The following is a 26,119-nucleotide window of genomic DNA, read 5'->3' on the forward strand; positions in this document are numbered from 1 at the left end:
GTTCCTAATTCTTCCGGGAAATCTCTTCAATGCGACGGCTCAAGTGAGCGCCAACTTTGCCGATCTCCGGTTCGTCGACGACCGCTAGGTGGTCACCCTTAAGCTGAATAATTTCCAAATCATCAACGATATCTGACCAACCACCATCGTGATCAATGTGGGCATAGCTTGGCTCCAATTCAATGGCGCCATCATGCATACGTTCCGCGCGGAACAACATGACAGGTGCATCAACATCTGCCCACTCAGCAAAACTCAGTTTAGCCAGGATACGGTTGTCCACAAAAGACGCACGCTGGTGCTCAAGCACACCGGCAGAAAGACCATGCTGGGAAGCATCGGTATTAGCCAGGAATTCACCCATCATGGTGAGCATGCCGTCTTCGCCCATGGAATCTAGCAGCTCATAAGGAACCTCAAATTCCAGACCATAGGTCTTCTTGGCAAAGCTGGAATAACGCTCCCAACGAGCACGGGTTTCTTCTGGGGTGTCCTCGGCTGGCTGTGCTGCCTGCACGGTGTCTAGCAGCGCGATGGTTGCAACCTCAACGTCAGTATCAACCAACTGGTGCGCAACTTCATAGGCCACGGCGCCACCAAAGCTCCAACCACCCAAAACAACTGGCAGTCCATCGGAGTAAGTGATGATGTCCTTGACGTACTCTGCGGCACGATCCTTAAGTTCACCTTCCAGACGCTCCACGCCATACACTGGCACATCGGCTGGCAGACGGCGCATCAATGGCTGGTAAACCACGGAGGAGCCACCGGCTGGGTGGAACATAAACACAGCAGGCTTTTGGGAACCTTCTGGGCGCGCACGCAGCACGCGGATATTGCCTTCAACCTCAGTCTCTAGGCCTTCGCGGACCAGGTCAGACAAAGGCTCGAGGGTTTCAGCAGCCAAGACTTGCTCGGTGCTGATTTCCACGCTGGAACGCTCGGTTAGACGCTCTGCAATTGCAGTTGCGGTATCCACATCAATCTTTGGCAAGGTGCTGGTAATACCGGCAGCAGCTGCGCCAGTCAGTCCGGCCCAGGTTGCAAAAACAAGGCGTTCGGAGGCATCTCGTGGGGCGACGCCCACGCCCTGCGCACCAGCATCAGCATCAGCATCAGCGTCAGAAGCCGCAGCCTCCGCTGGGGCGGTGGCGGTCTCCGGAGCTGGGGCGGCGTCGACAAGCGTCTCGGCAGAACGGCCAGCAACCAGGTCCTCTACGAGAGTGACAACGTCAGCCACGGAAGCATCGCGCAGGGCTTGGACCTGCAGCGGTGGGATCTGGAAGTCATTTTCGATGCGGTTTTTAATGCGCATGCCCATGAGGGAATCAAGGCCGAGGTCAATCAGTGGAAGCTCGCGTGGGAGGTCATCTACGTCATAACCCATAGCCTCGGAAACGATGGTGCGCATACGCTGCTCCACAGTTTCCACGGCTGGATCCCAACGCACTGCTTCCACATCAAGTGGAATATCAGAGAGCGGATCCGGCTGATTAGCGTCATAAGCTGAAGCTTCAAAAGCTGGAGCGGATGCGGAGAAACCAGCGGAGGCAGCAAAGCCTTCAGCAACCAAGCTGGTGTTGCCACCGATAACCTTGTACACGCTCAGGCTCAAACCACCCAAGGTGCGGTTGACGATGGTGGTGATCTCGCCGCTTGGAGGCAGCTGGTCACGTTCGTCAACAGCGTCCAGGGAAGATCCTGGCAGCACTGCCATGGCGGCAGCTTCCATAATCGCAATGGCAGAAGGCGCAAGCTCAGCTGCAGTGCTAAAAGCTACAGAGTTATTTGGCAGGTTGACGCGGAATCCTGGCAGATCCAAAGATGCACCGGAGGATGGGCGTGCGGAGGTCCAGAAACGCTGATGCTTCCAGGTGATATGTGGCGGATCAATGATCTTGCCCTCACCATAAAGCAGGGTGAAGTCAACTGGTGCGCCATTAACATATAGCTTTGCCAACAGCTCACGCAGGGATTCAGTCTCGGGTACCTTGCGCTTTAGCGCGAAGAGCAGCTGTGCATCTGGTTTGCCCACACTGAAAGCAGTGTTCATCATGCCCATGAGTGCAACTGGGTTTGGTGAGATTTCCACCAGGGTGTTGAAGCCAGCAGCAAAGGCAGCTTCAGTGGAATCCTGGAAGTACACCGACTGTCGGGTGCAACGCAGCATGTAGTCAGCGTCGTGCACAACTTCACCTGGGCGGTAGGTTACGCCTTGGTCAACAGAGCTAAATAGTGGGATCTGCAAAGGCTGTGGCTCAATGCCAGCGATTTCAGCAGCCAGCTCACCGAGCAATGGTTCCACTGCAGAGGTGTGGCCTGCACCCTTAACATTTAGCAGGCGGGCAAATTTATTTTCCGCCTCCAGCTTCTCCACAAATTTAACTACTGCTTCACGGGGGCCACCCACGGTGGTCATGCCTGGACCTGCATAAACAGCAGGCTCAATGCCCTGGTACTCAGGGTTTTCGGCAATGAAAGCATCCAGGTCTGCAGAGGCGAATTCCACCACTGCCATGGCACCGAGCTGGTCCTCAGGCAGGGACTTTTCACCCTCACCCATCAAACGGGAGCGGTGGCTAGCGATAAGCATGGTGTCGCGGTCGCTTAGACCGCCAGCTGCATAAGCTGCAGCGATTTCGCCCATGGACATACCCATGACAGCTGCTGGCTTAATACCGAAGCTGGCCAGGAAGTCAGTCAGGGCAATCTGGATGGCGGTGATGGCAACCTGTGCAGTTTCGGTGTCATAGGTTTGTTCATCATCGAGCACCAATTCCATGATGGACCAGCCGGATTCGAACTTAACCATCTCATCAAGTTCTTCCATGCGCTCGCGGAATTGGGTGGAGAGGGAGCACAATTCCTTGATCATCAGGCGGTGCTGGGAGCCAAAGCCGGAGTAAACAAATACGGGACCCTGTGATGCAGGGGCATCAGCTGCCACGATACCGACGCTGACCTTGCCGTCTGCAACTTGGCGCAAGCGTTTAACCGCTTCTTCCACGGTGTTGGCGAGCACTACGGCACGGGAGCGGCCGTGGTTGCGGTTGGCCAATGCACGCGCAACAGGGATGAGGTCATCCTCGGAGCGGCCTTCCAGGAAGTCCGCCAAGTCCGCTGCTGCTTGTCGACGCCTCGATGGCAGGTGGCCCGACACCTGCAGGGCTACCTGCTGGTCAGCAAGCTGCGCTGCCTGTGGAGCACGCACCTCATATTCATCAGGGTTGTAGGCGCTCATTACTACGTGAGCGTTGGTGCCGCCGAAGCCGAAGCCAGAGACACCAGCTACTGGGTAGCCGTTATATTCTGGCCATTCGCGTGGATCTTCTACAACTTCCAATCGCTCAGCATCAAAATCAATATAGCGGTTTGGCTCAGTGAAGTTCACGGTTGGTGGCAGGGTCTTGTGCTGCATAGCCAAAATCACCTTGATAACACCTGCAATACCGGCGGCAGATTCAGTGTGGCCAAAGTTAGTCTTTGCAGAACCCAAAAGTGTAGGAGCGGACTGGTCGCGGCCTTGTCCCAGCACTGCACCCAAAGCGGTGGCCTCAATAGGATCACCCAAGATGGTGCCAGTGCCATGAGCTTCCACATAATCCACGGTGGTGGGATCAACGCGGGCATCCATATAAGCACGCTGCAGCACATCAATCTGTGCCTCAGGGTTTGGTGCGGTCAGGCCATTGGAGTGTCCGTCAGAGTTAACTGCGGAACCCTTAATGACGGCGAGGATTTCATCGCCGTCCTTGATGGCATCTTCCACACGCTTAAGCACTACAACGCCAGCTCCATCGGAGCGGACAAAACCATCGGCATCATCAGAGAAAGCATGGATCTTGCCACTGGGGCTAATCACACCAAGTTCAGCAAAGGCGGTGGTAACAAAAGGAGAAGCCAGGATGTTCACGCCACCAGCGATGGCATGATCGGCATCGCCTGCGCGTAGGGCACGAACTGCCTGATGTACTGCAACTAGGGACGAAGAACATGCGGTATCTACGTTGACAGATGGGCCGCGGAAGTCAAAGGCATAGTTAATGCGGTTTGCCACGACTGCGCTGGAGGTACCGGTTAGTGCATAAGGGTGTGCCTCGGCTGGATCTGCTGCGATCATCATGCCGTAGTCATTGTTGGAGGAGCCGATAAATACACCGACTGCCTCGCCACGCAGGCTATTCGGTGCGATGCGAGCGGTTTCTAAGGCTTCCCACGTAAGTTCCAAAAGGATGCGCTGCTGCGGATCCATATTGGCTGCTTCTAGCGGGGAAAGTCCGAAGAACTCAGCATCAAAGCTGGCGATATCTGGAAGGTAACCACCGATGGTGGAGAATTCTTCCATTTTGCGGGCCATAACTTCATCGCCGGAGTATTCAGACCAGCGTCCGATGGGGAGCTCGCTGATGCCATCGCGGCCTTCAACAAGCAGCTTCCACATCTCGTCGAGGTTTTCTGCACCGGGGAAACGGGCAGCCATACCAACGACGGCAATATCGTGGGTGCCAGGGGAATCATTGATTTCGGTGAAGTTGAGCTGACGTTTAACGTTGGAACGCTCAGGCTCACCATCAACAATGCGTTGCGCCAGGCCACGAATCGTCGGGTACTCATATGCAATGGTGGCGTCCAGGGTGATGTCTAGGAGGTTTTCTAGTTCACCGGACAGCACAACAACATCGCGGGAGGAAAGGCCGAAGTTCTCCAAAGCTTTGTCATCCGTTACTTCTTCCTCAGGAAGTCCAGTAGTGCGAATAACCCAGTTGCGGAGCCAGGTGCGAACCTGGTCTACGGTCATCTTTTGTTCCGACGATTGGCTCTGTTCCATATTGATGGCCTCAGCCTTTCACATCGATTGATTTTGACTTTATTACTTTTAATTTTCCACATTTTTTAAGGTTGGGAAACCTCAATAAAAAAGGAATATCCAGACCTATATCGCCCCTGCCTCTAAAAGTGTTTCATTTTGGAGGTCAAAAGCCATAAGAATTTGATTTTAGAGGACTAACCTTGCGAAGCGAAAAGCCTCTGATAGGAAATCCATCAGAGGCTTTAAATAATTGCTAATTAATTTGCTTGCTCAGCAATATAATTTCGCTGGTTAACGCGACGTGCAATCTTGCCAGAGGAGGATCGAGCGATCTCATCGGCTGCTAAGATTCGGATCTCTTCTGGAACCACACCATGGGCAGTACCCACTGCAGCGCGGATTGCTTCAATCGCAGCTTCATCATTGGCAGGATCAGCGGTGCTATCGCGTTCTGCCAAGATGATGAGCTTTTCAATATCCTCCGCAGGAACAGCAAAGGCAGCTACGGAATCCACGCGGATGTGGCTGGATGCAGCCTGAACGGTGTACTCAATATCCTGTGGGTAGTGGTTACGTCCTGCCACCACGATGAGGTCCTTGATACGGCCGGTGATGTAGAGCTCATTGTCCAAGATGACGCCCAAGTCACCGGTTGCCATCCAGTAGTTGTCATCGGCAGCGCCAGCGGCACGGGAGTTTTCTTCCAAGCGGCTCAGTAGACGGTTACGGAAGGTTTCTGCAGTATCTTCCTCACGATCTAGGTAACCGGCTGCGGTGTTTTCACCGTGAGTCCAGATCTCACCAATCTGACCTTCTGGCAGCTCAGCCTTGGTTTCAGGATCAACGATTACCATTTGCTGCGGGGTAACAACCTGACCATTAGATACAAATGGAACGGCATTAGCGGCACCCTTCTCCACCAATTCCACGCGGTGCTCCTTCAGAACCTCGCGGTCAAAGTATGCAACTACTGGGCGGTTTTCGGTCTGTGGGGTAGCCACCAGCAGTGATGCCTCCGCCAGACCATAGGAAGGACGCATGGACTGAGTTGGCAAGCCATAAGGCTCAAAAACTTCACGGAAGCTTTGCAGAGCAGAAACGGTGACTGGCTCAGAACCAACCACCACTGCGTCAACGTTGGAAAGATCGAGTTCTTCACCCTCAGCTGGCTTGGCATAACGGGCAGCCAATTCCAGGGCGAAGTTAGGAACCACGGTGTAAACATTCATGTCAGTTTCATCGGCGCGGCGTGCCATCTGCTTGATCCAGCGGGAAGGCTGCTGCACGAAGTCACGTGGATTCATGAACTCATTGTCCAAGCCAAGCATGGTAACAAAGGCAGCCAGAATAATGCCCATGTCATGGTGTAGAGGCAACCAAGACACCAAACGCAATGGAGTTTGCAGCTGCACGCCCTTAAAGATCTGCAGCACGTTGGTCAAGATCGAGCGGTTGGTCAGCACCACACCTGCTGGGGTGCGGGTGGAACCGGAGGTGTACTGCAGGAATGCGGTGAGGTCGATGGGAGCAACCTGGCGCATGGCGATAAGGCGCTTGCCGGCCTCGGTCATCATTGGGTTCTCATAGGACTCAGCCAAGGAATCTGGCAGGGAGTCTACGGCGAGAATGCGTGGACGCTCCTTGGCAGGAAGAGCGGAGAAGTGCTTACGTACGGCACCTGCGGAGTGGGTGTTGGTCAACACCACAACTGGGCTGGAGTCAGCAAAAACCGCATTGAGGTGGTCAGCATGACCAGGCTCGGTGGGATCATAAAGCGGAACTGGAACCAGACCTGCATAAAGGGCACCGAGGAAGCTGAAGATGTACTCCGGGCTATTGTTAGCCAAGATGGCAGCGCGGTCACCAATGCTGGCTACCTGCTGCAAACGGCCAGCAACGGCCTTGACGCGGGTGTCAATTTCAGTGCGGGTGTATTCAATGAGCTTGCCTTCGCGGGATTCGGAGAAATCCCAGAAGTGCATGCGCTTCTTGTCTCCGCCGCCCTCAGCCACATCAGCCTGGTACATGAACTCTGCCATGGCTGCCAGGGTCATAAATGGTGGCAGGTTGATGTCGCCATTCTCATCAAAGAATGAGCCAATAGCCTTTTGTAGATCCATGTGGTTACCTAACTCCTCGCTACGTTGTCATCGCCATATGTACTGGGATGCGACGCGAGACTCGTTGGTGCCCCACGTCGGAAAATTTTCAATTTATATTACTTTTGGAAACTAACACTACTTGAGCACCCACCATGAGCTCCAAAACCGAGCCTTTTGCCAGTCCACCAGTTTTTCGTCGAAAAGCGTTTTAAGCGTTGTCAATGAGGTTAGTAGCCCAGTCAACAAGCCACTTATCAGTGGTTGTACCTGGGAAAACATTGGGGTTGGTGGCATATTGCGCATGGATACCATTAGCCGCAACCATGGCCATCGCGCGTTCTAGTGCATTGCCCACATTTGCTGGCGCATCGCAGATGGTGTCATCGGGAGCGCAAATATCTTGCACTCGATCATTAAGCACACCAAAGCCACCCTCGCGGGCACCACGCATGGTGGCGCCGGGGACGATGGGCTGAACCAGCAGGTTTAGCGGCTGCAGTGCAACCTCGGCACCTACGCCGGAGACAAAGGTGCCCGGGAATTGGCCAACACCAGGTACCCGGCGACCGTCAGCAACCAGGGCGACACCCCTGATGCGTTCGGCGGGAATTGCGCCTTGACCTGATCCAATTTGGGCAGCAAGGTCACCGGCAATAACGGCTCCCTGGGAGAATCCCGCAATGATGAAGTCTGTTGCGGGGCACTGCTGGTTCATGCTGACGAGCTCACCGGTGAGCGTAGACAAGCCCTCATTGCGGGACTGGTCATAGGTCATCTCATCGGGCGAGTTGATATTGCGGAATTGCGCGGTATAGGGCAGGGTCCATACCTTGACGTCCTCTGCTGGATAGCGTTCCTGCAAAGGGCGCGAGAAATTGAGCATGAAGGACAAAGGGTTTGCGGTGGGATTGATAGGATCATCATTTGCCGCAGATTCCCAGGTGCCTGGTGCAGAAATTACCTCTACATCAGGGCACCAAGCAGGTTGCTCAGGCGCTGCCGAAGTTTCGGTGCCGTCTGGAATTCCTGGGATGCCAGAATCCTTAGTAGTGTTCACATACTGCACAATGCCCACGCCAATGAGGACAAGAACAATCAGTACAGCAATAACGGTGATGGTTTTCCTCATCGGTTAACAATACGTCCGTTCCGCGGTTTCTTTCAGCAGGGTGGAAATTTTCTCCGCCTCTGCTTCGGTCACTTTGGTGCGTCCCTGCACAATGAGCTGGCCAGCAACAGCGTCCGGAGTGACATTGGCATCCTTGTTCTCCGAATTGCAATAATTCGAGGCCGTGGAGATCATGAGGTCTTCAAGGCCATCAACATTAATGCCGCCATCTTGTAGTCCCTTAAGAAATTCCTTCTCTTCGGTGCTACGTTCCGCGTTAGTGGTAGGAAGTTTTGACACCTCCGCTGCTGCGCCATCCTTAGTCGATCCACTGCTCTTTTTTGAGCTTGTCGACGCCTCCGTGCTGCCATCCTTTGCCGTAGTGGAGGCACTACTTGAGCCCTCCCGGGCGAGTGAATTCGCCGCTGCGCCAGAGTTGTCAGCATCGGTGGAATCGCCTTCCACTGTCACACCGCCACAGGCGGTGAGCAGTGAGGCCATTACAACAACAGTTAGGCCCTTAAAGGTTGGGATCGACTGCGGAAACTTCACTGTTAGCGGGACTCCTCGATATTTCCGTTTACCTGGCGGATGGTGCCATTTTCAAAATCAATGGTCTGTCCACCGGAGGTGATGGCAGTCTGGTCAGTGGTTGGGAAGCCATATGCGCCCTGTTCCCAGCCCTTTGCGCCCCAGGCGTTGAAGATATCGCCGGTGAGGATGAAGTGCGCACCAGTTTCTGCGGACCAGTAGATGTTGCCCTTTTCAAAGGTTTGGAAAGCTCCACCATTGATCAGCTGCTCATTGCCGGTTGGGAAACCGAGCTTTGCAAAGACGTCATCTGCTGCGTATTTCTTGGCGATTTCACCACGCACCCAGTAGGTAGCGTTGGTGTTGGTGCGGTAAATGTATCCACCCTGGAATTCCTGACGGTATCCACCGTTGTATTCCACTGCAGCACCGGTTGGGTAGCCGAGGCTGCCCTTTTCAAAGTCCTGGGTGCCCCATGCTGCAAGCATGTCAGATGGGATCTCCCATGGGCCGGTGGTTGCGGTCCAGTAGATGGAACCGTGCTCGAAAGTGACGTAACGGCCAACTCCATCAGGGGTGGTCATCTCATTGGAAGTTGGGAAGCCCAACCAGGAATCTGGGCCGCCAAGCTCGGAGTAACGAGCGTTGATGCGTCCGTAGAGGCCAAAGGCGCCGGTATTAGCGGACCAATAAGCGCGACCATTAGCAAAGTCCTGTGCGCGACCGGTGGAGCTTGGGTACTCATTGGTCAAGCAAGCACCAAGTGTGCCGTTAGCGGTTGCTTCAGCGATTGCGCCAACTGCGGTGCACTCTGCGCCACGGTCATCGGTGGATAGTCCCAAAGCATCAGCCATGTATGGGAAAGCCTGAGTCATCTCAAACTGCCAGTATGGCCATGCGTGCACGCCGGATGGGCGGAAGCTGGAGACGACGTTAACGCCAGCATTATTAGCTGCATCAACGAAAGTCTGGGTGCTCATGCGGGAAATGATTTCCAGGCCAACACCAGCAGGGTTAGCTGGACCGGTAGCAACAGAACCCTCGGTACCAAAGTCATCTGCACCGTTACCAGCGGAAACGTAGATGGACTTGCCCTTAAGTTTTGCGACGTTAGTCTTTGGATCGTTTTCATACCAACGCTCAGAGCCTGCAGGACCCCACATTGCGTTGACATCGTATCCGCCGGCATCTGCCAGTGCTGCAGAAATTGCAATTGGCATACCGGTGGAAGTGGTGTCTAGGTAGCCGGAGAAGGAGCCGACAAACTTGAACATATCTGGGTAGTGGGTTGCGATATTAACTGCAGCAGTACCACCCATGGAGATACCGGTGATTGCACGGTTGGTGTTGGAGCGGAAGCCCTTATCCAGGATTGGTGCCAATTCCTGAGTTAGGAAGGTTTCCCACTTGTAGTTCTTGCCGTTGTTTGGCTCATTCCAGTCAGAGTAGAAGGAGCTTTCGCCACCGACTGGGAGGACAACCATGACATTCTTATCGGCAAAGTACTGCTCAATGTTGGTCTCAATGGTCCAACCGCTCTGCTCTTCGATGGCGCGCAGACCATCAAGTGCCCAGATTTCTGGGAATTCGCGGGTTGGGTCAGAGTACCAATCGCGTGGCAAGAGGACCTGCACCTTGATGGGGGTCTCTGGCATTGCTGCGGACTGGATGGTAAGGACTACGTGCTTGGAAGTAGACCATTCTGCGCTGATAACGCGCACACCTTCAGGAAGACCAGCGATTTCTGGGTAGGTAACCTCACCGGCAGGAATCTCTTCCACATTTGGCTGCAGGTAGTCAGTCAATCCGTCGGTAATTGCACCAATTGCACCATCGGTGATTGCCGAAGAAGATGACAGGTTGGAGGACTGCGCCATCGCAGATGGAGCCGTCAGAGACATGGTTAGCGCAATGGCGGTTGGAATAGCGCCAGCTGCGATCCAGAGGGAACGGCTCCTGGACTTGGTGGAACGAGATGCGGTGTCGCGCATGAAGTTATCCTTCTCAATTGTTTTTGGTCTGCTGCATACACAGGCTAGTCCAGTACAGAAGGCATTGGCGCGTCGAACTGAAAGTTCCCCGCTTTCATCCAGCACCAATGATTTCCACACTATTAAAAATGGACTATGCCTTGAGAGTCTTCAGTTCTATCCAGCTTGTCGTAAAACCAACACAGAAAGTTACACACAACATTGCGTGATTATCCCTATGCAGGCCACAACTCCAGAATGCTCTCAATCTTAAGTACAACTTGAGGGTTTTAACAATGCCACACCGGAAATTACGGCATTAATCATAAAAAATTGGGGTTTTATTAGGCATATTCACCTAAATGCTTAACGCGTTAATTTACACCGCAAGTTATTCCTTATATATAAGGAATAACCCCCAGATTGAGCAACGATCCGGAAAGTAAAAACGCCGCGCTCCCCGCAGTGATGCGGGAGGCGCGGCGCTGGGTGGCGTCGAAAAGCGCAGCAGTTTTACCAGGCGTTCATAACGTTAAGAACGCGACCCTGAGTCTTAACCAGCTGGGAATTGAACTGCCCCCAGCCGTGAATACCGGTTGCAGGGTAATCGGCAGTAACGTTAAGACCCTGGAGGCGAGCCTTAGATTCCCACAGGCGAGTGGAGATTAAGGAGGTAACCTCAAGCACAGAGCCAGTCAGGCGGTGATCTGCGCGCACACCGTTATCTTCTGGACCCCACAGGCCGGAAGCTGCAGAGATGTAGACATCGGTATTGGCTAGACCGCCCATGTTCCAAAAAGGATCGTTTTCAAAACGGCGTGGGTTCACGATGGAACCATACATAGCGTTGACGTTAAATCCGCCGGTATCCAGCATGGCCAGACGCAAGAGGGTCTGCATACCCGGAGCAGTGGTGTTGAGGTATCCAGACCAAGACATGGCCTGACGGAACTGATCAGGGTGCTTTGCAGCAAGGTTCAGCGCAGCAGTGCCACCCATGGACAGGCCACCGATGGAGTTGTTATTACGCGCCACACCGAAGTTCTGCTCGAGGTAAGTAGGCAGTTCCTGAGTGAGGAAGGTTTCCCACATGTAGATCACTGGATCAGAGGAGGAGAGGGAAGCCTGGCCGTTCCAATCTGCATAGAAGGAACCGGCGCCACCCACTGGCATAACCAGGGTGATGTTATTTGGCGCATAAAGTGCAGCAGCATTGGTATCTACCAGCCATGCATTGGAGGCATCGGTAGCACGCATGCCATCAAGGAGGTAGAGACCAGCATTGCCACCACGCTCAGCAGGCTGAATCTGAACCGGGATATTGCGACCCATTGCCTGAGACCAGACATCGCAGCGCTGCACCCAGTAGCCCGCACCATCCCAATCACAGGTTCCAGAGTTATCGCCGCGCAGCCAGTCACGGTTGGCAGCTGCCGCGGTACCAGTTCCGACCACCATTAGTGCAGCTGCGGTAGCGATGGCCACCAAAATGGCTATGAGCTTCGAGCTAGCTGCGCCAGCATGTGAACGTAGGGACATGATTCTCCTCCGGGCAAAAATGGATACGAACTACTCGACAGCTCGGACCGTCGATACCTCTAGTTGCCTATCTTGTTTTCCGGCAGATACGTTACCAACTCGTGACTCTCTTGGGAAGTTTTAAGGAATTACTGAGCTGTAATTAAGCGTTTACTGAGAGGCGTATAAAGGCTCGCCACGGGGCTCATCCAGCTTTATATCCACAGGCCAGGATATTTCTGGGAGTCCTTGCTGGTCCTCCGCAGGAGTGGCCTGAAAATCTTTCAAAAGATCTGCCGGCTCATCGGAGATTTCCAAAGTTCTACCCTCAGTGAGGGCAAATTTAATATTGTCCACAAAGCGGTGATAAGACATTGGCTCACGATAAGTCTGGAACAGATGCACCAGTTCCGGATGACGCAAAGCCTGCCGCGCCTGATAGATCTTCTCCCCATCAAGCCAGCCCGGGCTATAAGCCAAAGGCGTTGCGGATTCTGCGACCTGCCATTCCAAAGCCATCAACTTATCGTGGCCAATACGTCCGCCCTCAATACGTGGCTGGCGAGCAGCCAAAGGAGTGGCCAAACCAATGAGATCTGTAATGCGCACATTAAGTGGCGCATTCATAGAAGTCATGCCGAGGTTCACGTGGAAGATAGTTGGTGGCAAATTAGCCAAGTCACCAGCTTCTGTGCCCTCCACCCGCGGCGTAGTAATCCAAGAAAACTCGCTGGGATTATCCATGGTCAAAATGCTGAGCTGTTGGCCAGTAGGCTGCGCCAAAGTTTGATCCCGCATAACTTCCACATAGTCATTGAGGGAATCAGCGCCCAGGAAGTCCTCCGCATAAAGCGGTGCATCGCCAGGCTCACGGTTGGTGAAATCAATCCAAAAATCGCGCTCATCCACCACATTTTGGCCAGTGTTTTCCCACGGGTGGCCTTGCACAAAAATCACTGTAGACCACGCCCACGTAGCAAAAACCATGGCAAGAGCTGCGAAATCCTGCCAGCTGCGGTTGATTACACTGATGGGAATAACAGCCACCGGCAACAAAATAGCGAAAAGTGGCAGCAAGAGCATACGACCATGCATAAAGTCACCGCCTACCCGGATGACATAAAGGAAATGCACCAGCGCACAGATCACAATGACAGTGATAGACATACCTGGAGTACGCAAACCCAATCGCCCCTGCGGGAATTGCACCCGAGCATCCACCCGCCACACGGTAAAAGCTGCCGCACCAAGCAACAGCGCCAAGCCCAGCCAGAGATTATATGGGCCAGTGAAATCCTCCACATAAGCCCAGCCTGTCCCCCACACTGCATCTGAGGCAGACTTAGCCACCGCAGTATGTGGCACCATCAGCCCGTAATAGCCCATGCGAAAAATTTGATAAGCGCCCGGAATTGGCAAAGCAACGGCCAAAATACCCAGCATTACCCGCCAACGCGGGGCGCTAATCAGCAGGAGCAATCCAGTTAATCCACCATAAAGGGCAAGTTCAGGGCGGACAAGCCAACTCAAACCAGACCAGAAGGCCAAGAGATAGGTGATGCCACCGGCACGCACAAAGTTATTGTTGGCTAGGCCTGTGCCCTTAGCTCCAGCGCCCTGGATTCGAGCGCCCTGCTCGCGCGGACCCGAGGTTGCCCACAGCACCAGCAGCAGCCACTGCACGGAAATCCAAAAAATTGCCAAGCCCCATTCCAAACCGGAGGTGGCAAAATCTCGTGCAGGCGAAAGGCTGAAATAGCCAATTATGCCGGCAGGGAGCATGAGCGCAACTTTTTTGCGGTGCAAATGCGCAGTTCCCAGCACACCAATTACGGCAGCTGCAGTGGTGAAAATCAACGCCAACCACAGCGCAATATCTTCTAGCCGCAAATCGGTGACCAGCGCAACTACATAAATGCAGTACTGCCAAAGGGTAGAAGTATTGGCCTCCACCCTCTCCCCCGCGTTAAAAACTGGACCGTTTCCAGCCAGCAGGTTTCGCACGGTGCGCAGGACAATGAGGCCGTCATCGCTAATCCATTTGCGGGTCCATCCGGCCCAGAAAGCAAAGATGCCTGCAGTGATCGCTGCCAAGCAGGTGGTGAGGAAAGTTATTTCAGCACCGGAAAGCTTTGGGGTTTTAAAGGTTTCACGGTGCACACCCACGGCTTGTGGCCGACGCAGTGTTGTGGTCGCGGCATTTTGCGCACGGGTATTTTCGCGGTCACTACCAGCAGAGTCAGCTGCTTCACCTTGCGGCGCAGCTGATTGTTGGGGCGCTGATGCTGAGGAATTCCCGGGCTCAAATTCCGGACGCGGGGTGCTAAACGTCATGAGGGCAAATGCTAGCACCGTGGGTAGCTGAATACCTCAATGGACATGCTGGTCAGCGCATATACATTGTAGATTATTTATTCTTGGAGTATTAGCTGCAATAAAAATGGACGCTGCCAGTTTCCCAGCAGCGTCCATTTTAAAAGTTCGTAAAACTAGATCATTGGCATGACATAAACAGCCATGACAATGCAGAAGATCCAGCCGAGTGCCAGAACCTGCAGCACCTTATCACCGAGTGCTACTTCATCTGGAGCTCCACCGTCACCGGTATCCACACCAGCTGCATAACGCAAGATGGCGATGGTGAAAGGAACCATAGAGATTTGGTACCACGGACCTGCATCATGGGATTGCTGGGAAAGGTCGAAGCCCCAGAGTGCATAGGACATAACCACAGCGGTTGCTGCCAGAGTCCACACAAAGCGCAGGTAGGTTGGGGTGTAGCTTTCCAAAGACTTGCGGATCTTGGCACCGGTACGCTCGTGCAGCAGAATTTCTGCATAACGCTTACCGGAGGCCATAAAGAGGGAGCCAAAGGCTGCCACCAGCAAGAACCACTGGGAAAGATCAATTCCTGCAGCTACGCCGCCGGCCATGGCGCGCAGCATAAAGCCTGAGGACACCAGTGCAATATCAATCACTGGCTGGTGCTTCCAGCCAAAGCAATAACCCAGCTGCAGCACGATGTAGACACCGATAACAGAGGCCAGAGCTACGCCGTCGGTGGCCAAGAAGGATAAGCCAACTGCCAGCACGATGAGGATAATGGCCATGGCATAGGCCATACCTACTGGCAGCATGCCTGCAGCGATGGGGCGGAAACGCTTGGTTGGGTGCGCGCGGTCAGCTTCAACATCGCGGGCATCGTTAACCAGGTAAATAGCGGAGGCGCCAAAGCAGAAAACGATGAAAGCTAGAGCAACGTCGAGCAAAGTGCGCTGGTTGAAGATTGCTTCAGCACCGGCTGCCAAAGGTGCGGCCAAAACCAGGACGTTTTTGACCCACTGCTTGGGGCGCAGTGCCTTGATCATGGCATCAGCCAGGTTTTTAGGTGGCTGCTTCTTTTTGCCATCAAGCTCAAGTGCTGAGGTATGCGGCTCAGAGGTCAGGAAATCCTCGTGCTCGTGCTGGTTCTCAGCTACGTTATCGCTCACTTCTTGGACCTTTCAATCTTGTGGACGGTCTCTGCGGTTGCTGCACCCAGCAGTGCTCCGGCAAGCACGTCTGTTGGGTAATGGACTCCGAGAACCATACGCGAAAGTGCCATCACGGGGATACCCAGCAGGGGCAGCGGAGACTTGGTGATACGAGCCAGGTAGACCATGGTGGCGGTTGTTGAGGTCGCATGGGAGGAAGGGAAGCTCAGCTTGGAGGGAGTTCCCACACCAATTTTGATGGCAGCATCATGAGGTCGCGGACGGCGCACCACACGCTTGATAATCACCGAAGCAGCGTGGCTGGCCAAAGCCGCAACAAAAAGCCCAGCCCAAGAGTTGCGGCGTTTTTTATCCACCACAGCACCAGTTGCGCCAATGGCCATCCAGCCTGCAGCGTGTTCGCCCACCAAGCTTAGAGTGCGAGCGGTGGGAATAACTCCAGGTAAATCCACCAAAGCATCCTGGATTTGCACCAGAATCTGGACTTCCTTATTGCTCATCAAAAACCTTTCCCCATGCCTCACGGCTCACGAGTTCTGCATGTGCTGCGCGGTATCGGGTGCGTAGTTCGTCGAAACGCTCTGCTACCTGCTTCTGCAGGTCGCGAGCCTCCTTGCCCAGCTCCTTGGCCTTGTCGCGGTCGCGCTTGCGGTAGACCACACCGCGGCCATCGGCCGTGGTGACAGTAGCGCCGTCAACGCGGGAAAGGCTAAACCAGCGTGCCTCGATTGGTGCGAAGTTCGCCTGTGGCACCTCGTGGTGAGCTGGATCTTCCTTGGACAGGGAGTGCTTGAGACCCTTAGCCAGCCACATTGCCTTCTTGATTGGTGCGAGACGTCCGCCAATGTCCTTGGTGGGCACACCAGGTGCACCGGTGGCATTAGGCAGTTCGGTAGCGCTTGGCAAGACCACAGCATCTGGGTAGGTCTTGCGGATCGCAGCGATGCGAGGCAAGGAGGTTTCCAGAATGTCAAAGAGCTTTTCTGGTCCGGCCAGGAAGTCCTTCATGGCTTCATTTTGAATAGCCACGGTGGAGTATTCCAGGCAGAGCAAGTGCTTAAAAGTAGCCTTTTGCATGGACTTTACAATTCCAGCAACGTCACCGTCGTGGTGAATAGCTGCAACTACCAGGCGGTTACGCAGGTGAAAATAGGCTTGCCAGTCAATGGCGTCATCCTTATCGGACCAAGCCATATGCCAGATGGCAATGCCAGGCCAGGTGGCGGTGGGGAATCCTGCTGCCTTGGCACGTAGACCGTATTCGGCGTCATCCCACTTAATAAACAGTGGCAATGGCTGGCCGATCTTTTCTGCAACCACGCGTGGGATCATGCACATCCACCAACCGTTGAAATCTACATCAATGCGGCGGTGGAGATCGCGGGAGTTGGGAGCATCTGGCTTGTCGCCAAATTGTCCGCGGTCGTGCAGTGGGTGCTTGGAGAAGTCATGGTCATAGTGCACATGAGGCGCAGAGGTCCACATGAAGTCATGGTGTCCCACAACCTCGCCCATGGAGTGCAGGTGGCTGCGCTCCTGGAGGTTGAGCATTTGTCCGCCAACCAAAATTGGGGACTTTGCATAACGAGCTACCTGCAACGCACGCAGCACGGAGTCCGGCTCGATGGCAATGTCATCATCCATGTACAGGATGTAAGGGCTTTGTGCTGCACCAGCTGCGCCCTTGCCGTCAACGCCGCCCAAGGCCTCAAACATGATGCGAGAATAACCGCCGGAGCCGCCGAGGTTGCCCTGGCGGAATTCATAAAAGCGCTCGCCAAAGTGCTCTACTGCAGCCTGGTAACCAGGCTCATCAGCGGGGTGCTTATTTCCCTGATCAGGCATGATCAAGGTGTCAATAACAGCGTCCACAGCCGGGTCAGAGGCAAGGGCCTCCAGTGCTGCCACGGCATCTGCCGGACGGTTGAAGGTTGGAATGCCGATGGTTGCGCGAGCTTCAAAAGGTCCAACTTCAGTGCCATCAGGCATGATTTGAGCCTTTGGCGCACATGGTGCAAACCAGCCAGCTTCTTCAATGGTGGCGTCGGTTTCGGCGGTGAGGTCGAACCAGATCCAGCCACCGTCTTCAAAAGGCGCTAGTGACACTTCAAATTCAATGACATCATCTTTAACAACGGAACCGGTGATTCCGATGCGTGCGCCATCAATTTTGGAGCGATAAAGGTCCACACGGGCTTCGCCGGAAACCTTCAGCTTGAGTACTACAGAATCGAGTTGGGACCAGCGGCGCCAGTAGCTTGCGGGGAAGGCATTGAAGTAAGTCTGGAAAGACACCTCTGCACCCGCGGGGATAGCAACGCTGAAACGGTCATCCCATACCAAGCGTTCCTTATTATTTTCAGCTTCAAGCAGGTATAGGGACCTGACATCCGCCGGCTCGCCGCGCCTCGGCAGGAGCACGCGCTGTAGCTGCTCAACCGCCAGGTTTGTTGCGCTCATTGACGTATCTTCACCCTTCATTGAACTCACAATTATTCGTCTCAAGCGTAGTATCAGGCAGCCTCATTCACAGAACTTACGCGCCGTAAAGCCCTGATAAAGATCTGTTAATGCACCACCCCCATTCACATAATCCCTGCTCCTGCCCTTAGGGGCAGGCCATGCAGGGCAATTTTAGAGACCTCGGATTAAGCGCCCAGCGATAGCGAAATCCATCACCCCAACGTTAAAAAGACGCTTTTCGACGCAACCCCCTACGCCAAATGTGGAGATATGGTCACAATATCTTCATCTGCTTATTTTGCCTCAGGGCTCGACTTAGACTAAGCCTTATGGCACTTCAATCACTGACCAAGACCACCTGTGGACTAGCAGCCGGCGCATTGATAGTGATGGCCGCTCCCCTTGCTGCACCCGCATTTGCCCAAGACACGATGACAGATCCAGGAGTTATCGAGGTAAGCGTCCTTGATAACGCAGATAAACTAGCAGCCTCTGATGAGGACTTCTTAAGCTCCGATACTCAGAAAATTGACTTCCCTGCCGAAGTTAAATCCGTGCACTACATCACCTTCGCCGACGGCAGCGAGAACACTAATGATGATGTGGAAAACTTCCTACGCGCGCAACAGCCCGCACTAATCCAGGAAGACTCTTTTGCACCTGGGGTTGTCATTATTGCCGTGGGTTTTAATCCCAACACCATGGGTGCGTATGCCGGAAATGATGTTGCAGCAGCTACCGGCATTGCTGAACAAGATCGCATTGATGGAATTACAGACGTTATGCGTCCACTACTCCAAGATGGCAAAACTTCATTGGCCATGTTGGAGGGGGCTAAATCAGTAGCTGATACCTCGGTGGTAGCTGAAGATAACAGCCTCGGCGCAGGTTGGATCGCAGGCATTGTCGGTGGCATCGCTGCGTTGACGGCTGCCATTGTGGCCTGGGCTTGGGGCCATGAAAGAAAGAAAAAGGCCCGTACCGCGCGCGAGAACTTCGATTATGCACAGCGCCATTATGGTGAGGTTGCCCAGCAGCTTGATGGCATTAATGTGCGTGCCCATTCCCTGACCTCACCATTGGCTAATGATGAACTACGCCGCCAGTGGGATGATGTGCATGGCAGGTTCCTCGAGGTCAACGATATTTTTGGGAGTTTGGAAGGTCTTAAGGCCAGCTCTCCTGATAAGGATTTTGTCAAAGCTTCAGACGATATCTCCAAGGCACATACTGCAATTAGCCAGGTGGAAAAAGCTCAGGAAAATATCGACACCCTCTACAACATGGAGCATGGGGATGAAGGAGTGCGCCGCCGTGAGCTCACTCGTTTACGTGAAGATATGCAAGAGGCACGACAAGATATTAACGATAAAAATTCCCTGGTGGATGACACCTTGCGCACGCTCATTTCACGCACTGAAGGCCTTTCTCCTGCATCACCAGCTTTTATGGATGACTACGCCCGCTTGATTCGCGATTATGCGGTGGCGCTTCGCGGCGTCGAAAAGCAACTTGGTGAAACCAAGCAAACCACTGACCGCACTGCCCCTGCCATCTACGATGACAACTGGCGGGTTGGCACGGGATACAACGCCTTTGTGCCTTATTACATGATCAGCACCTGGCATGCAGCCGATGTTAGCGCTGCTTCTAGTGCTTCCTCAGGCAGCGCAAATACCTCATTTAGCAGTGGTTTCTCTGGCGCTGGCGGTGGCTCCAGTTGGTAATTTTGCCAGTCTAAAAATGCCATAAATTCCCAGTACAACCATGCAGCCCAGCGCCCAGCCTGCCAGCAGGTCGCTGGGCCAATGTACGCCCACATACAGCCGTGCCAGGCCGATGAGCAGGGCTATTAACCACACAATCATCAGCCACCAACGACGAAATATGAGGGTGAGCACCGTGGCCAGAGCAGCAGCGCCCACCGCATGACCTGAAGGCAGCGAAAAATTGGTCTCAGTAACCAAATGTGGCGCCAACTGGGGTCGCGGACGCTCCAATATGGCTTTAAGCAGCGTGCTGGATAAATTAGCAAAGAGCACGGCCGCTGCCGGGAAGGCACTACGCTTACTGATACTTAGGACCCCGGCCAATAAAAACATCACAGTTGGGCCGGTGACCTGTGTAAAGATGACAATAATGGGGTCTAATGCGGGGTTTCTTAAAGAGTTAAAAAATTCCATAATCTGCCGATCCACCACATCGCTCCTTATTTGCTGACTTAGGTGGAGTTTAGGCAAGGTTCGGCCGACGACACCCCACCCGGCGCGGGGGCGTCAGCGCTTGCCAGCGCGGGGGTGCACATTCTTCTGATATTTCACTTTGCTATTTCTTGCTAAAAGTCGAGCTAAAGGCCAATTTTTGGAGATTTTTAAGAAAATATCAAAGCTAAACAAACGGGGGGATTTTTATGTCCTGCGCCACACTCAATCTAAAAGGGTGATGTAAACCACTATGTAGATGTATTGATCTTGTCTTCGAAAATTTTAAGGAGCTTTAAGTGTCTGCTACAGAACTCAACATTGCGGCTGAAAAGTGGCTGGAATCCCTCGAGCAAGCCCTCGCCGCACCAGATGCCACAAGCGCAGCAGCTGCCGTGGTGGAACTTTTCGAAGCAGAAGGTTATTGGCGTGACCTCCTAGGTTTTAGCTGGAACCTCACCACCGCCGAGGGTGCTGCGCAGATTTCCGATTTGATCAGCTCCACCTGGCCCGACAGTGCGCTGCGCAATATTTCTCTCAAAGGTGACGCCGCTGATGAAGGCGAAGGTGTAACCCGCGTGCACTTTAGCTGCGAATCTGCACACTTTTCCTGCACGGGAATTGTGCGCCTGCGTGATGGCAAAGCCTGGACCATGCTCACCTCTGCCCGCGAATTGCTGGAATACCCAGAACCTAAGGGACGTCGCCGCGAGCTAGGCGCAGTGCATGGACAAACGGAAGATACCCGCAACTGGAGCGATCGCAAGAAGGAACGTCAGGAAGCTCTGGGTAATACCGAGCAGCCTTATGTGTTGATTGTGGGTGGTGGCCAAGGTGGCATTGCACTTGGCGCACGCCTAAAAAGGCTTGGAGTTCCAGCCCTGATTGTGGATAAAGCTGCCCGCCCAGGCGATCAGTGGCGCAGCCGTTATCGTTCCCTCTGCCTGCACGATCCAGTCTGGTACGACCACCTGCCATATCTCCCCTTCCCTGATGACTGGCCAGTGTTTACGCCTAAGGACAAGATGGGCGATTGGCTGGAGCACTATGTGGGCATTATGGATCTGGATTATTGGACCAACACTGAATGCCTCAACGCCACTTTTAATGAAGCAGAACAGCGCTGGGATGTGGCAGTAAACCACGATGGCACTGAAACCACCTTGCACCCCACCCAGTTGGTGATGGCAACCGGCATGTCAGGCTCCCCCAACCGCCCACACCTTAAAGGTGAAGAGAATTTCCGCGGAGAAATCCGCCACTCCTCTGAGCACCGCGGTGGCGACGCCGACCGTGGCAAGAATGTGGTCGTGCTTGGTGCCAATAACTCAGCCCACGATATTTGCGCTGATCTTTATGCCAATGGCGCAAAACCTGTGATGATTCAACGCACCTCCACTCATATCGTGCGTTCCGAATCCCTTATGCGAGAGGTTTTCGGCCCGCTTTATTCCGAGGATGCGCTTGAAGCGGGCATTGACACCGATACCGCTGATCTGCTCTTTGCTTCTTGGCCTTATAAAGTGCTGCCCGGAATTCAAAAAGGTGCCTTTGACAAAATCCGCGAGGATGACAAAGAGTTCTACGAGAAGCTGGAAAAAGCTGGCTTCCTCCTCGACTTCGGCGATGATGATTCCGGCCTCTTCCTAAAATACCTGCGTCGCGGCTCCGGCTACTACATCGACGTGGGAGCCTCTGAACTCGTGGCCGATGGCAAGATTCCGGTTCGTTCCGGTGTGAGCATTGCAGAAGTTAAGGAAAACTCGGTGCTTCTCACCGATGGAACGGAACTGCCTGCCGATGTAATTGTGCTGGCCACTGGCTACGGCAATATGAATAACTGGGTAGCACAGCTGGTTAGCCCAGAAGCTGCCGAAAAGGTGGGTCCTTGTTGGGGCCTTGGCTCTGATACCACCAAGGATCCCGGCCCTTGGGTGGGAGAGCTGCGCAATATGTGGAAGCCCACTACCATTGATGGCCTATGGTTCCACGGCGGCAACCTACACCAGTCCCGCCACTACTCCCGTTACTTGGCGCTGCAGCTCAAGGCACGTTTTGAGGGCATGGAGACCCCGGTGTACAGCAAGACTGAGAGTGCCGAGGTTTCGGCATAAGGGTTAAACAAACCAAAAAGAAATCCCGGTTTCAGCATTCCTTGAAGGAGTTCTGAAACCGGGATTTTGCACTTTTAGCTAAAAGCTAATTAGTGTCCGCGCTCTTGCTCTAGTGGTGCGCCTTCGTTAAAGAAGGGTGCGAGCTTGTTGTCGAACATGCTCAATGCGGCACCAATAGCCATGTGCATATCTAGGTACTGGTAGGTGCCAAGACGTCCACCAAAAAGCACCTTATTATTAGCAGCCTCAGCAGCGGCACGCTCGCGGTACCTCTTTAGCATCTCGCGGTCATCTGGGGTGTTAATGGGGTAATAAGGCTCGTCATTACCTTCAGCAAAGCGAGAGAACTCACGCATGATGACGGTTTTGTCCTTGGGGTACTGCTCTTCACGCTCTGGGTGGAAGTGACGGAACTCGTGGATGCGGGTGAATGGCACATCTGCATCGTTGTAGTTCATCACTGGAGTGCCCTGGAAGTCGCCGGTTTCTACAACTTCAGTTTCAAAGTCGAGGGTGCGCCAGCCCAGCTTTCCTTCGGAGTAGTCAAAGTAGAGGTCTAGTGGTCCGGTGTAGACCACTGGTGCGTCTGGGTTAGCGCGGCGGATTTCATCGCGTACTTCAAACCAGTCGGTGTCCAGATGAACATCGATGAGCTCATTGTCAGCCATGCGCTCGAGCCAGGCGGTGTAGCCGTCTACTGGCAGACCTTCATAGGTGTCGTTGAAGTAGCGGTTGTTGAAGTTATAGCGCACTGGCAGACGGGTGATGTTGCCAGCTGGCAGGTTCTTTGGATCGGTCTGCCACTGCTTTGCGGTGTAATCGCGGATGAAAGCTTCATACAGTGGGCGGCCAATCAAAGAGATGGCTTTTTCTTCCAGGTTGGAAGCTGCAGCTGAATCAATCTCAGAGGACTGCTCTTTGATCAGCTCACGGGCCTCATCTGGGCTGTAGTACTTGCCAAAGAACTGGTTAATCAGGCCAAGTCCCATTGGGAATTGGTAGGCGGTGCCATCGTGCATGGCAAAAACGCGGTGCTGGTAACCGGTGAAGTCGGTGAACTGGTTGACGTATTCCCACACGCGCTGGTTGGAGGTGTGGAATAGGTGCGCACCATATTTGTGGATCTCAATGCCAGTTTCTGGCTCAGCCTCGGAGTAGGCATTACCACCGAGGTGGGAGCGACGCTCAACAATGAGGACTTTTTTGCCCAGTTGGCTGGCGGTTCTTTCCGCCACGGTGAGTCCAAAAAGTCCAGAGCCTACAACGATGAGATCGTAGTTTTTTGATTCCGTCATGGCTTTGACACTAACCCACTACTGGCTCGCGAGAACTTTAAACACCCCAGAAAACCCTATTTAGGGCAGGTTTCACGGCCATTTTTCACTTTTGCCGCATTTCCCTCGCATTTTCCTCGCGATTTTGGGGCAGTTTTATTACACCCACATTTCCCCCGCAACATCCACGGTGCTGCCGCTGCATCCGATAAAACCTCTGGACAACGGATTTATAGCAATTCAGCCAAATTTTGGGTTTTCACAGCGTCAATTCAAAAATCCTCTCACTCTACAAAACTTCAGTCACATAAGTATCATTATCCCCAGAAGTGCACTAGGCTTCTCAGTTGTTTCTTAAAGTCTCAGCAGCACCACAAACATCAGGGAGAATTTATCGTGCAGCAAAGACGCCGCATTAGCGAGGAAAGGCGAAAGCCCATACTCGCAATTATTTTGTCTACAGCGCTGGCCGCTTCTGGCCTTGTCGCTGCAGGCACGCAGTACCTCAATACTCAGAGCGAGGGCATTGGCCCAGTAGCTGTGGAAAATGTGTCAGAATCCTTCTCCAACGGCACCAACGTTGTTGTTGAAGATGCCGCAATCACCGCACAGGGTGAGGATTCCGGTCCCCGTACCGTCAAGGAATTCCAGCGCGCTGAGCCATTTTCCATGTTCGCACTGACCTGGACCGGCCCAAAAGATGTCACCGCCTTTGTCCGCGCAGAACAGGCTGATGGCAGCTGGTCCCAGTGGTACACCATGGAACCACTGGCCACCCAGTCCAGCGATCCCAACGGCAAAAACGGCACCGACCTCATCTGGCACGGACCTACCACCAAGATCCAGGTAGCCACCCACAACGTTGAGCTTTTCGACGACCAGACCGCCGTAACCGGTGCGGATGAAGCCGGCGTTGCGGTTCCAGCAGCCGAGGCTCCTGTTGCAGAGGCACCAGCTGAGGCTGCCCCTGCAATTGAGGCTCCTGCTGTTGAGGCTCCAGCAGCCGAAGCAGCACCAGTTGCGGAATACTCCGCTGATACCCAGGACACTCCAGCAGCAACCGATGGATTGGCACCACTGCCTTCCAACTATGGCGAGATCCAACCAGTTGCTGATGTTGATGCAGGCCTAGACGCTGTCTTTATCGATGGCAATGAAGAAGCTGGCGTTGGCATTGACAACGTTGCTGATACCGATGGCATGCCAAAGGTTATTTCCCGTGCAGGATGGGGTGCAGATGAAACCCTACGCTGCTCCGATCCCACCATTGATGATGGCGTTTCGGCGATCACCATTCACCACACCGCCGGCAGCAATAACTACACTCCTGCGCAGTCCGCTGCCCAGGTTCGTGGTTACTACAACTACCACGCCGTAACCCTCGGCTGGTGCGATATTGGATACCAGTCTTTGGTCGATAAGTACGGCACCATCTACGAAGGCCGTTACGGCGGAATGACCCGCGCAGTGCAGGGCGCACACGCTGGTGGCTTTAACCAGAACACCTGGGCCATCTCCATGATGGGTGATTACTCCACCGTGCAGCCATCTAGCGCTACCATTCAGTCTGTTGGTGAGCTCGCAGGCTGGCGCGCAAAGGTAGCAGGTTTTGATCCAACTGGTTCAGATACCCACTTCTCTGAGGGCACCTCCTATTCCAAGTACTCCTATGGCACCTCGGTGACTCTGCCAAATATCTTCGCGCACCGCGATGTTGGCACCACCTCTTGCCCAGGTGATGCAGGTTATGCGCAGATGTCCACCATCCGCAGCATTGCCAAGGCAAAGTACACTGCCTTGCAAACTGGTGTGACCACCAGTGCTCCGCAGTCCACTGCAACCAGCACGCCGACTACCACCAAGGCCACTACCCCAGCGACCACCACCGCTGCGCCTACTACTGAGCCAGCGTCTCAGCCAACCGCACCAACCCCCGGTACCGATGATCAGCTCGCTGAACTGCTGGCTAGCGGCTCCGCTGATTCCAACACCATGGCACTGCTTACCGGCTTGGGCTCTATCGCTGCAGTGATTTTGGCAGCCGTCTTGGGTTCCAATGACATCTCTGCTTTGGCTTCCAACATTGGCAATAACAATGGTGTACCAGTACTCAATGATCTCAAGATCAGTGAAGTCATCCCAGTTGTAAATACCGTTATCAACCTCACTGGCGATAACAAGTACTCCCGTACTTGGAATGATCTCAATAGCACGCTCGGCCCAGTGCTCGGCGCTGCAACTGGTGGCGAAACCACTGTGAACTACACCAGCGATCAAAACTCCGAAGTTTCCTTCGTACCTTTTGAAAATGGTCTCATGATCTCCTCCCCGGAGGCTGGCACCCATGCACTATGGGGTGCGATCGGTGACGCTTGGGCTGCACAAGGCGCAGACCTTGGACCACTTGGCCTACCAACCAGCAATGAATACACCGTTGGCAATCAGCTTCGTGTTGATTTCCAGAATGGTTATATCACCTTCGATAAGACCACTGGAAACACCGAGATTCATAGCAACTAGTTTCTAAGCCCTAA

Annotated in this window: 14 protein-coding genes and 2 pseudogenes; 3 read left to right on the plus strand and 13 right to left on the minus strand. The window is 53.9% G+C overall.

Features of this window, described 5'->3' with window-relative positions:
• Positions 1-4: 4 nt before the first annotated feature.
• The 11 genes and pseudogenes from H924_RS14815 to H924_RS12225 all read right to left on the minus strand — a co-directional run.
• A pseudogene (locus H924_RS14815) lies at positions 5-1,099 on the minus strand (alpha/beta fold hydrolase); the annotation flags it as partial.
• Positions 1,100-1,194: 95 nt separating this feature from the next.
• A pseudogene (locus H924_RS12180) lies at positions 1,195-4,828 on the minus strand (beta-ketoacyl synthase N-terminal-like domain-containing protein); the annotation flags it as partial.
• A gap of 239 nt (positions 4,829-5,067) precedes the next feature.
• A complete protein-coding gene (locus H924_RS12185) occupies positions 5,068-6,930 on the minus strand; it encodes a FadD32-like long-chain-fatty-acid--AMP ligase (protein WP_015652265.1) in 1,863 nt (620 codons plus the stop codon).
• 190 nt (positions 6,931-7,120) lie between these two features.
• The gene (locus tag H924_RS12190; RefSeq protein ID WP_015652266.1) at positions 7,121-8,041 is read right to left on the minus strand and encodes a cutinase family protein; all 921 of its coding nucleotides are present in this window, start codon (positions 8,039-8,041) and stop codon (positions 7,121-7,123) included.
• Positions 8,042-8,044: 3 nt separating this feature from the next.
• Entirely contained in the window at positions 8,045-8,572 is a 528-nt protein-coding gene (locus tag H924_RS12195) for a hypothetical protein (RefSeq protein ID WP_015652267.1), read from the minus strand.
• Between the two features lie 2 nt (positions 8,573-8,574).
• On the minus strand, positions 8,575-10,542 hold the full coding sequence (locus tag H924_RS12200; RefSeq protein WP_015652268.1) for an alpha/beta hydrolase-fold protein: 1,968 nt from the start codon (positions 10,540-10,542) through the stop codon (positions 8,575-8,577).
• A gap of 492 nt (positions 10,543-11,034) precedes the next feature.
• Positions 11,035-12,060 (minus strand): alpha/beta hydrolase, encoded by a 1,026-nt coding sequence (locus tag H924_RS12205; protein WP_015652269.1) that lies wholly within the window; start codon positions 12,058-12,060, stop codon positions 11,035-11,037.
• Positions 12,061-12,210: 150 nt separating this feature from the next.
• The gene (gene zomB, locus H924_RS12210; RefSeq protein WP_281167548.1) at positions 12,211-14,373 is read right to left on the minus strand and encodes a flagellar motor control protein ZomB; all 2,163 of its coding nucleotides are present in this window, start codon (positions 14,371-14,373) and stop codon (positions 12,211-12,213) included.
• Between the two features lie 155 nt (positions 14,374-14,528).
• Positions 14,529-15,530: a decaprenyl-phosphate phosphoribosyltransferase gene (locus H924_RS12215; protein ID WP_015652271.1), complete on the minus strand. Its 1,002-nt coding sequence runs from the start codon at positions 15,528-15,530 to the stop codon at positions 14,529-14,531.
• Positions 15,527-16,033: a phosphatase PAP2 family protein gene (locus H924_RS12220; protein WP_015652272.1), complete on the minus strand. Its 507-nt coding sequence runs from the start codon at positions 16,031-16,033 to the stop codon at positions 15,527-15,529. Before H924_RS12220 ends, H924_RS12215 begins: the two co-directional genes overlap by 4 nt.
• Entirely contained in the window at positions 16,023-17,993 is a 1,971-nt protein-coding gene (locus H924_RS12225; protein WP_015652273.1) for a glycosyltransferase, read from the minus strand. The genes H924_RS12220 and H924_RS12225 overlap by 11 nt, the downstream gene beginning before the upstream one ends.
• A 332-nt stretch (positions 17,994-18,325) precedes the next feature.
• Between H924_RS12225 and H924_RS12230 the strand changes: the two genes are divergently transcribed.
• Positions 18,326-19,723, plus strand: coding sequence for a DUF5129 domain-containing protein (locus tag H924_RS12230; RefSeq protein ID WP_015652274.1), 1,398 nt, complete (start codon positions 18,326-18,328; stop codon positions 19,721-19,723).
• Here the strand turns inward: H924_RS12230 and H924_RS12235 are convergent.
• On the minus strand, positions 19,676-20,194 hold the full coding sequence (locus H924_RS12235) for a phosphatase PAP2 family protein (protein ID WP_015652275.1): 519 nt from the start codon (positions 20,192-20,194) through the stop codon (positions 19,676-19,678). The two genes, H924_RS12230 and H924_RS12235, sit on opposite strands and share 48 nt — an antisense overlap.
• A gap of 341 nt (positions 20,195-20,535) precedes the next feature.
• Here H924_RS12235 and H924_RS12240 point away from each other — a divergent pair, with 341 nt between their 5' ends.
• A complete protein-coding gene (locus H924_RS12240; protein ID WP_042393027.1) occupies positions 20,536-22,311 on the plus strand; it encodes a flavin-containing monooxygenase in 1,776 nt (591 codons plus the stop codon).
• Positions 22,312-22,400: 89 nt separating this feature from the next.
• On the opposite strand, the gene glf is transcribed toward H924_RS12240, so the two are convergent.
• Complete coding sequence (gene glf / locus H924_RS12245; RefSeq protein ID WP_015652277.1) at positions 22,401-23,606, minus strand: UDP-galactopyranose mutase; 1,206 nt, start codon at positions 23,604-23,606, stop codon at positions 22,401-22,403.
• A gap of 375 nt (positions 23,607-23,981) precedes the next feature.
• Here glf and H924_RS12250 point away from each other — a divergent pair, with 375 nt between their 5' ends.
• On the plus strand, positions 23,982-26,105 hold the full coding sequence (locus H924_RS12250) for an N-acetylmuramoyl-L-alanine amidase (protein WP_015652278.1): 2,124 nt from the start codon (positions 23,982-23,984) through the stop codon (positions 26,103-26,105).
• Positions 26,106-26,119 lie beyond the last annotated feature (14 nt).

The sequence above is a fragment of the Corynebacterium callunae DSM 20147 genome (genome assembly GCF_000344785.1).
Taxonomy (GTDB): Bacteria; Actinomycetota; Actinomycetes; order Mycobacteriales; family Mycobacteriaceae; genus Corynebacterium; species Corynebacterium callunae.

Bases quoted from the DNA above. Each gene is read 5' to 3' on its own strand.
- zomB (WP_281167548.1), bottom strand. From the start codon at position 14,373: ATGACGTTTAGCACCCCGCGTCCGGAATTTGAGCCCGGGAATTCCTCA.
- H924_RS12200 (WP_015652268.1), bottom strand. From the start codon at position 10,542: ATGCGCGACACCGCATCTCGTTCCACCAAGTCCAGGAGCCGTTCCCTC.
- H924_RS12185 (WP_015652265.1), bottom strand. From the start codon at position 6,930: ATGGATCTACAAAAGGCTATTGGCTCATTCTTTGATGAGAATGGCGAC.
- H924_RS12205 (WP_015652269.1), bottom strand. From the start codon at position 12,060: ATGTCCCTACGTTCACATGCTGGCGCAGCTAGCTCGAAGCTCATAGCC.
- glf (WP_015652277.1), bottom strand. From the start codon at position 23,606: ATGACGGAATCAAAAAACTACGATCTCATCGTTGTAGGCTCTGGACTT.
- H924_RS12230 (WP_015652274.1), top strand. From the start codon at position 18,326: ATGGCACTTCAATCACTGACCAAGACCACCTGTGGACTAGCAGCCGGC.
- H924_RS12225 (WP_015652273.1), bottom strand. From the start codon at position 17,993: ATGAGCGCAACAAACCTGGCGGTTGAGCAGCTACAGCGCGTGCTCCTG.
- H924_RS12220 (WP_015652272.1), bottom strand. From the start codon at position 16,033: ATGAGCAATAAGGAAGTCCAGATTCTGGTGCAAATCCAGGATGCTTTG.
- H924_RS12190 (WP_015652266.1), bottom strand. From the start codon at position 8,041: ATGAGGAAAACCATCACCGTTATTGCTGTACTGATTGTTCTTGTCCTC.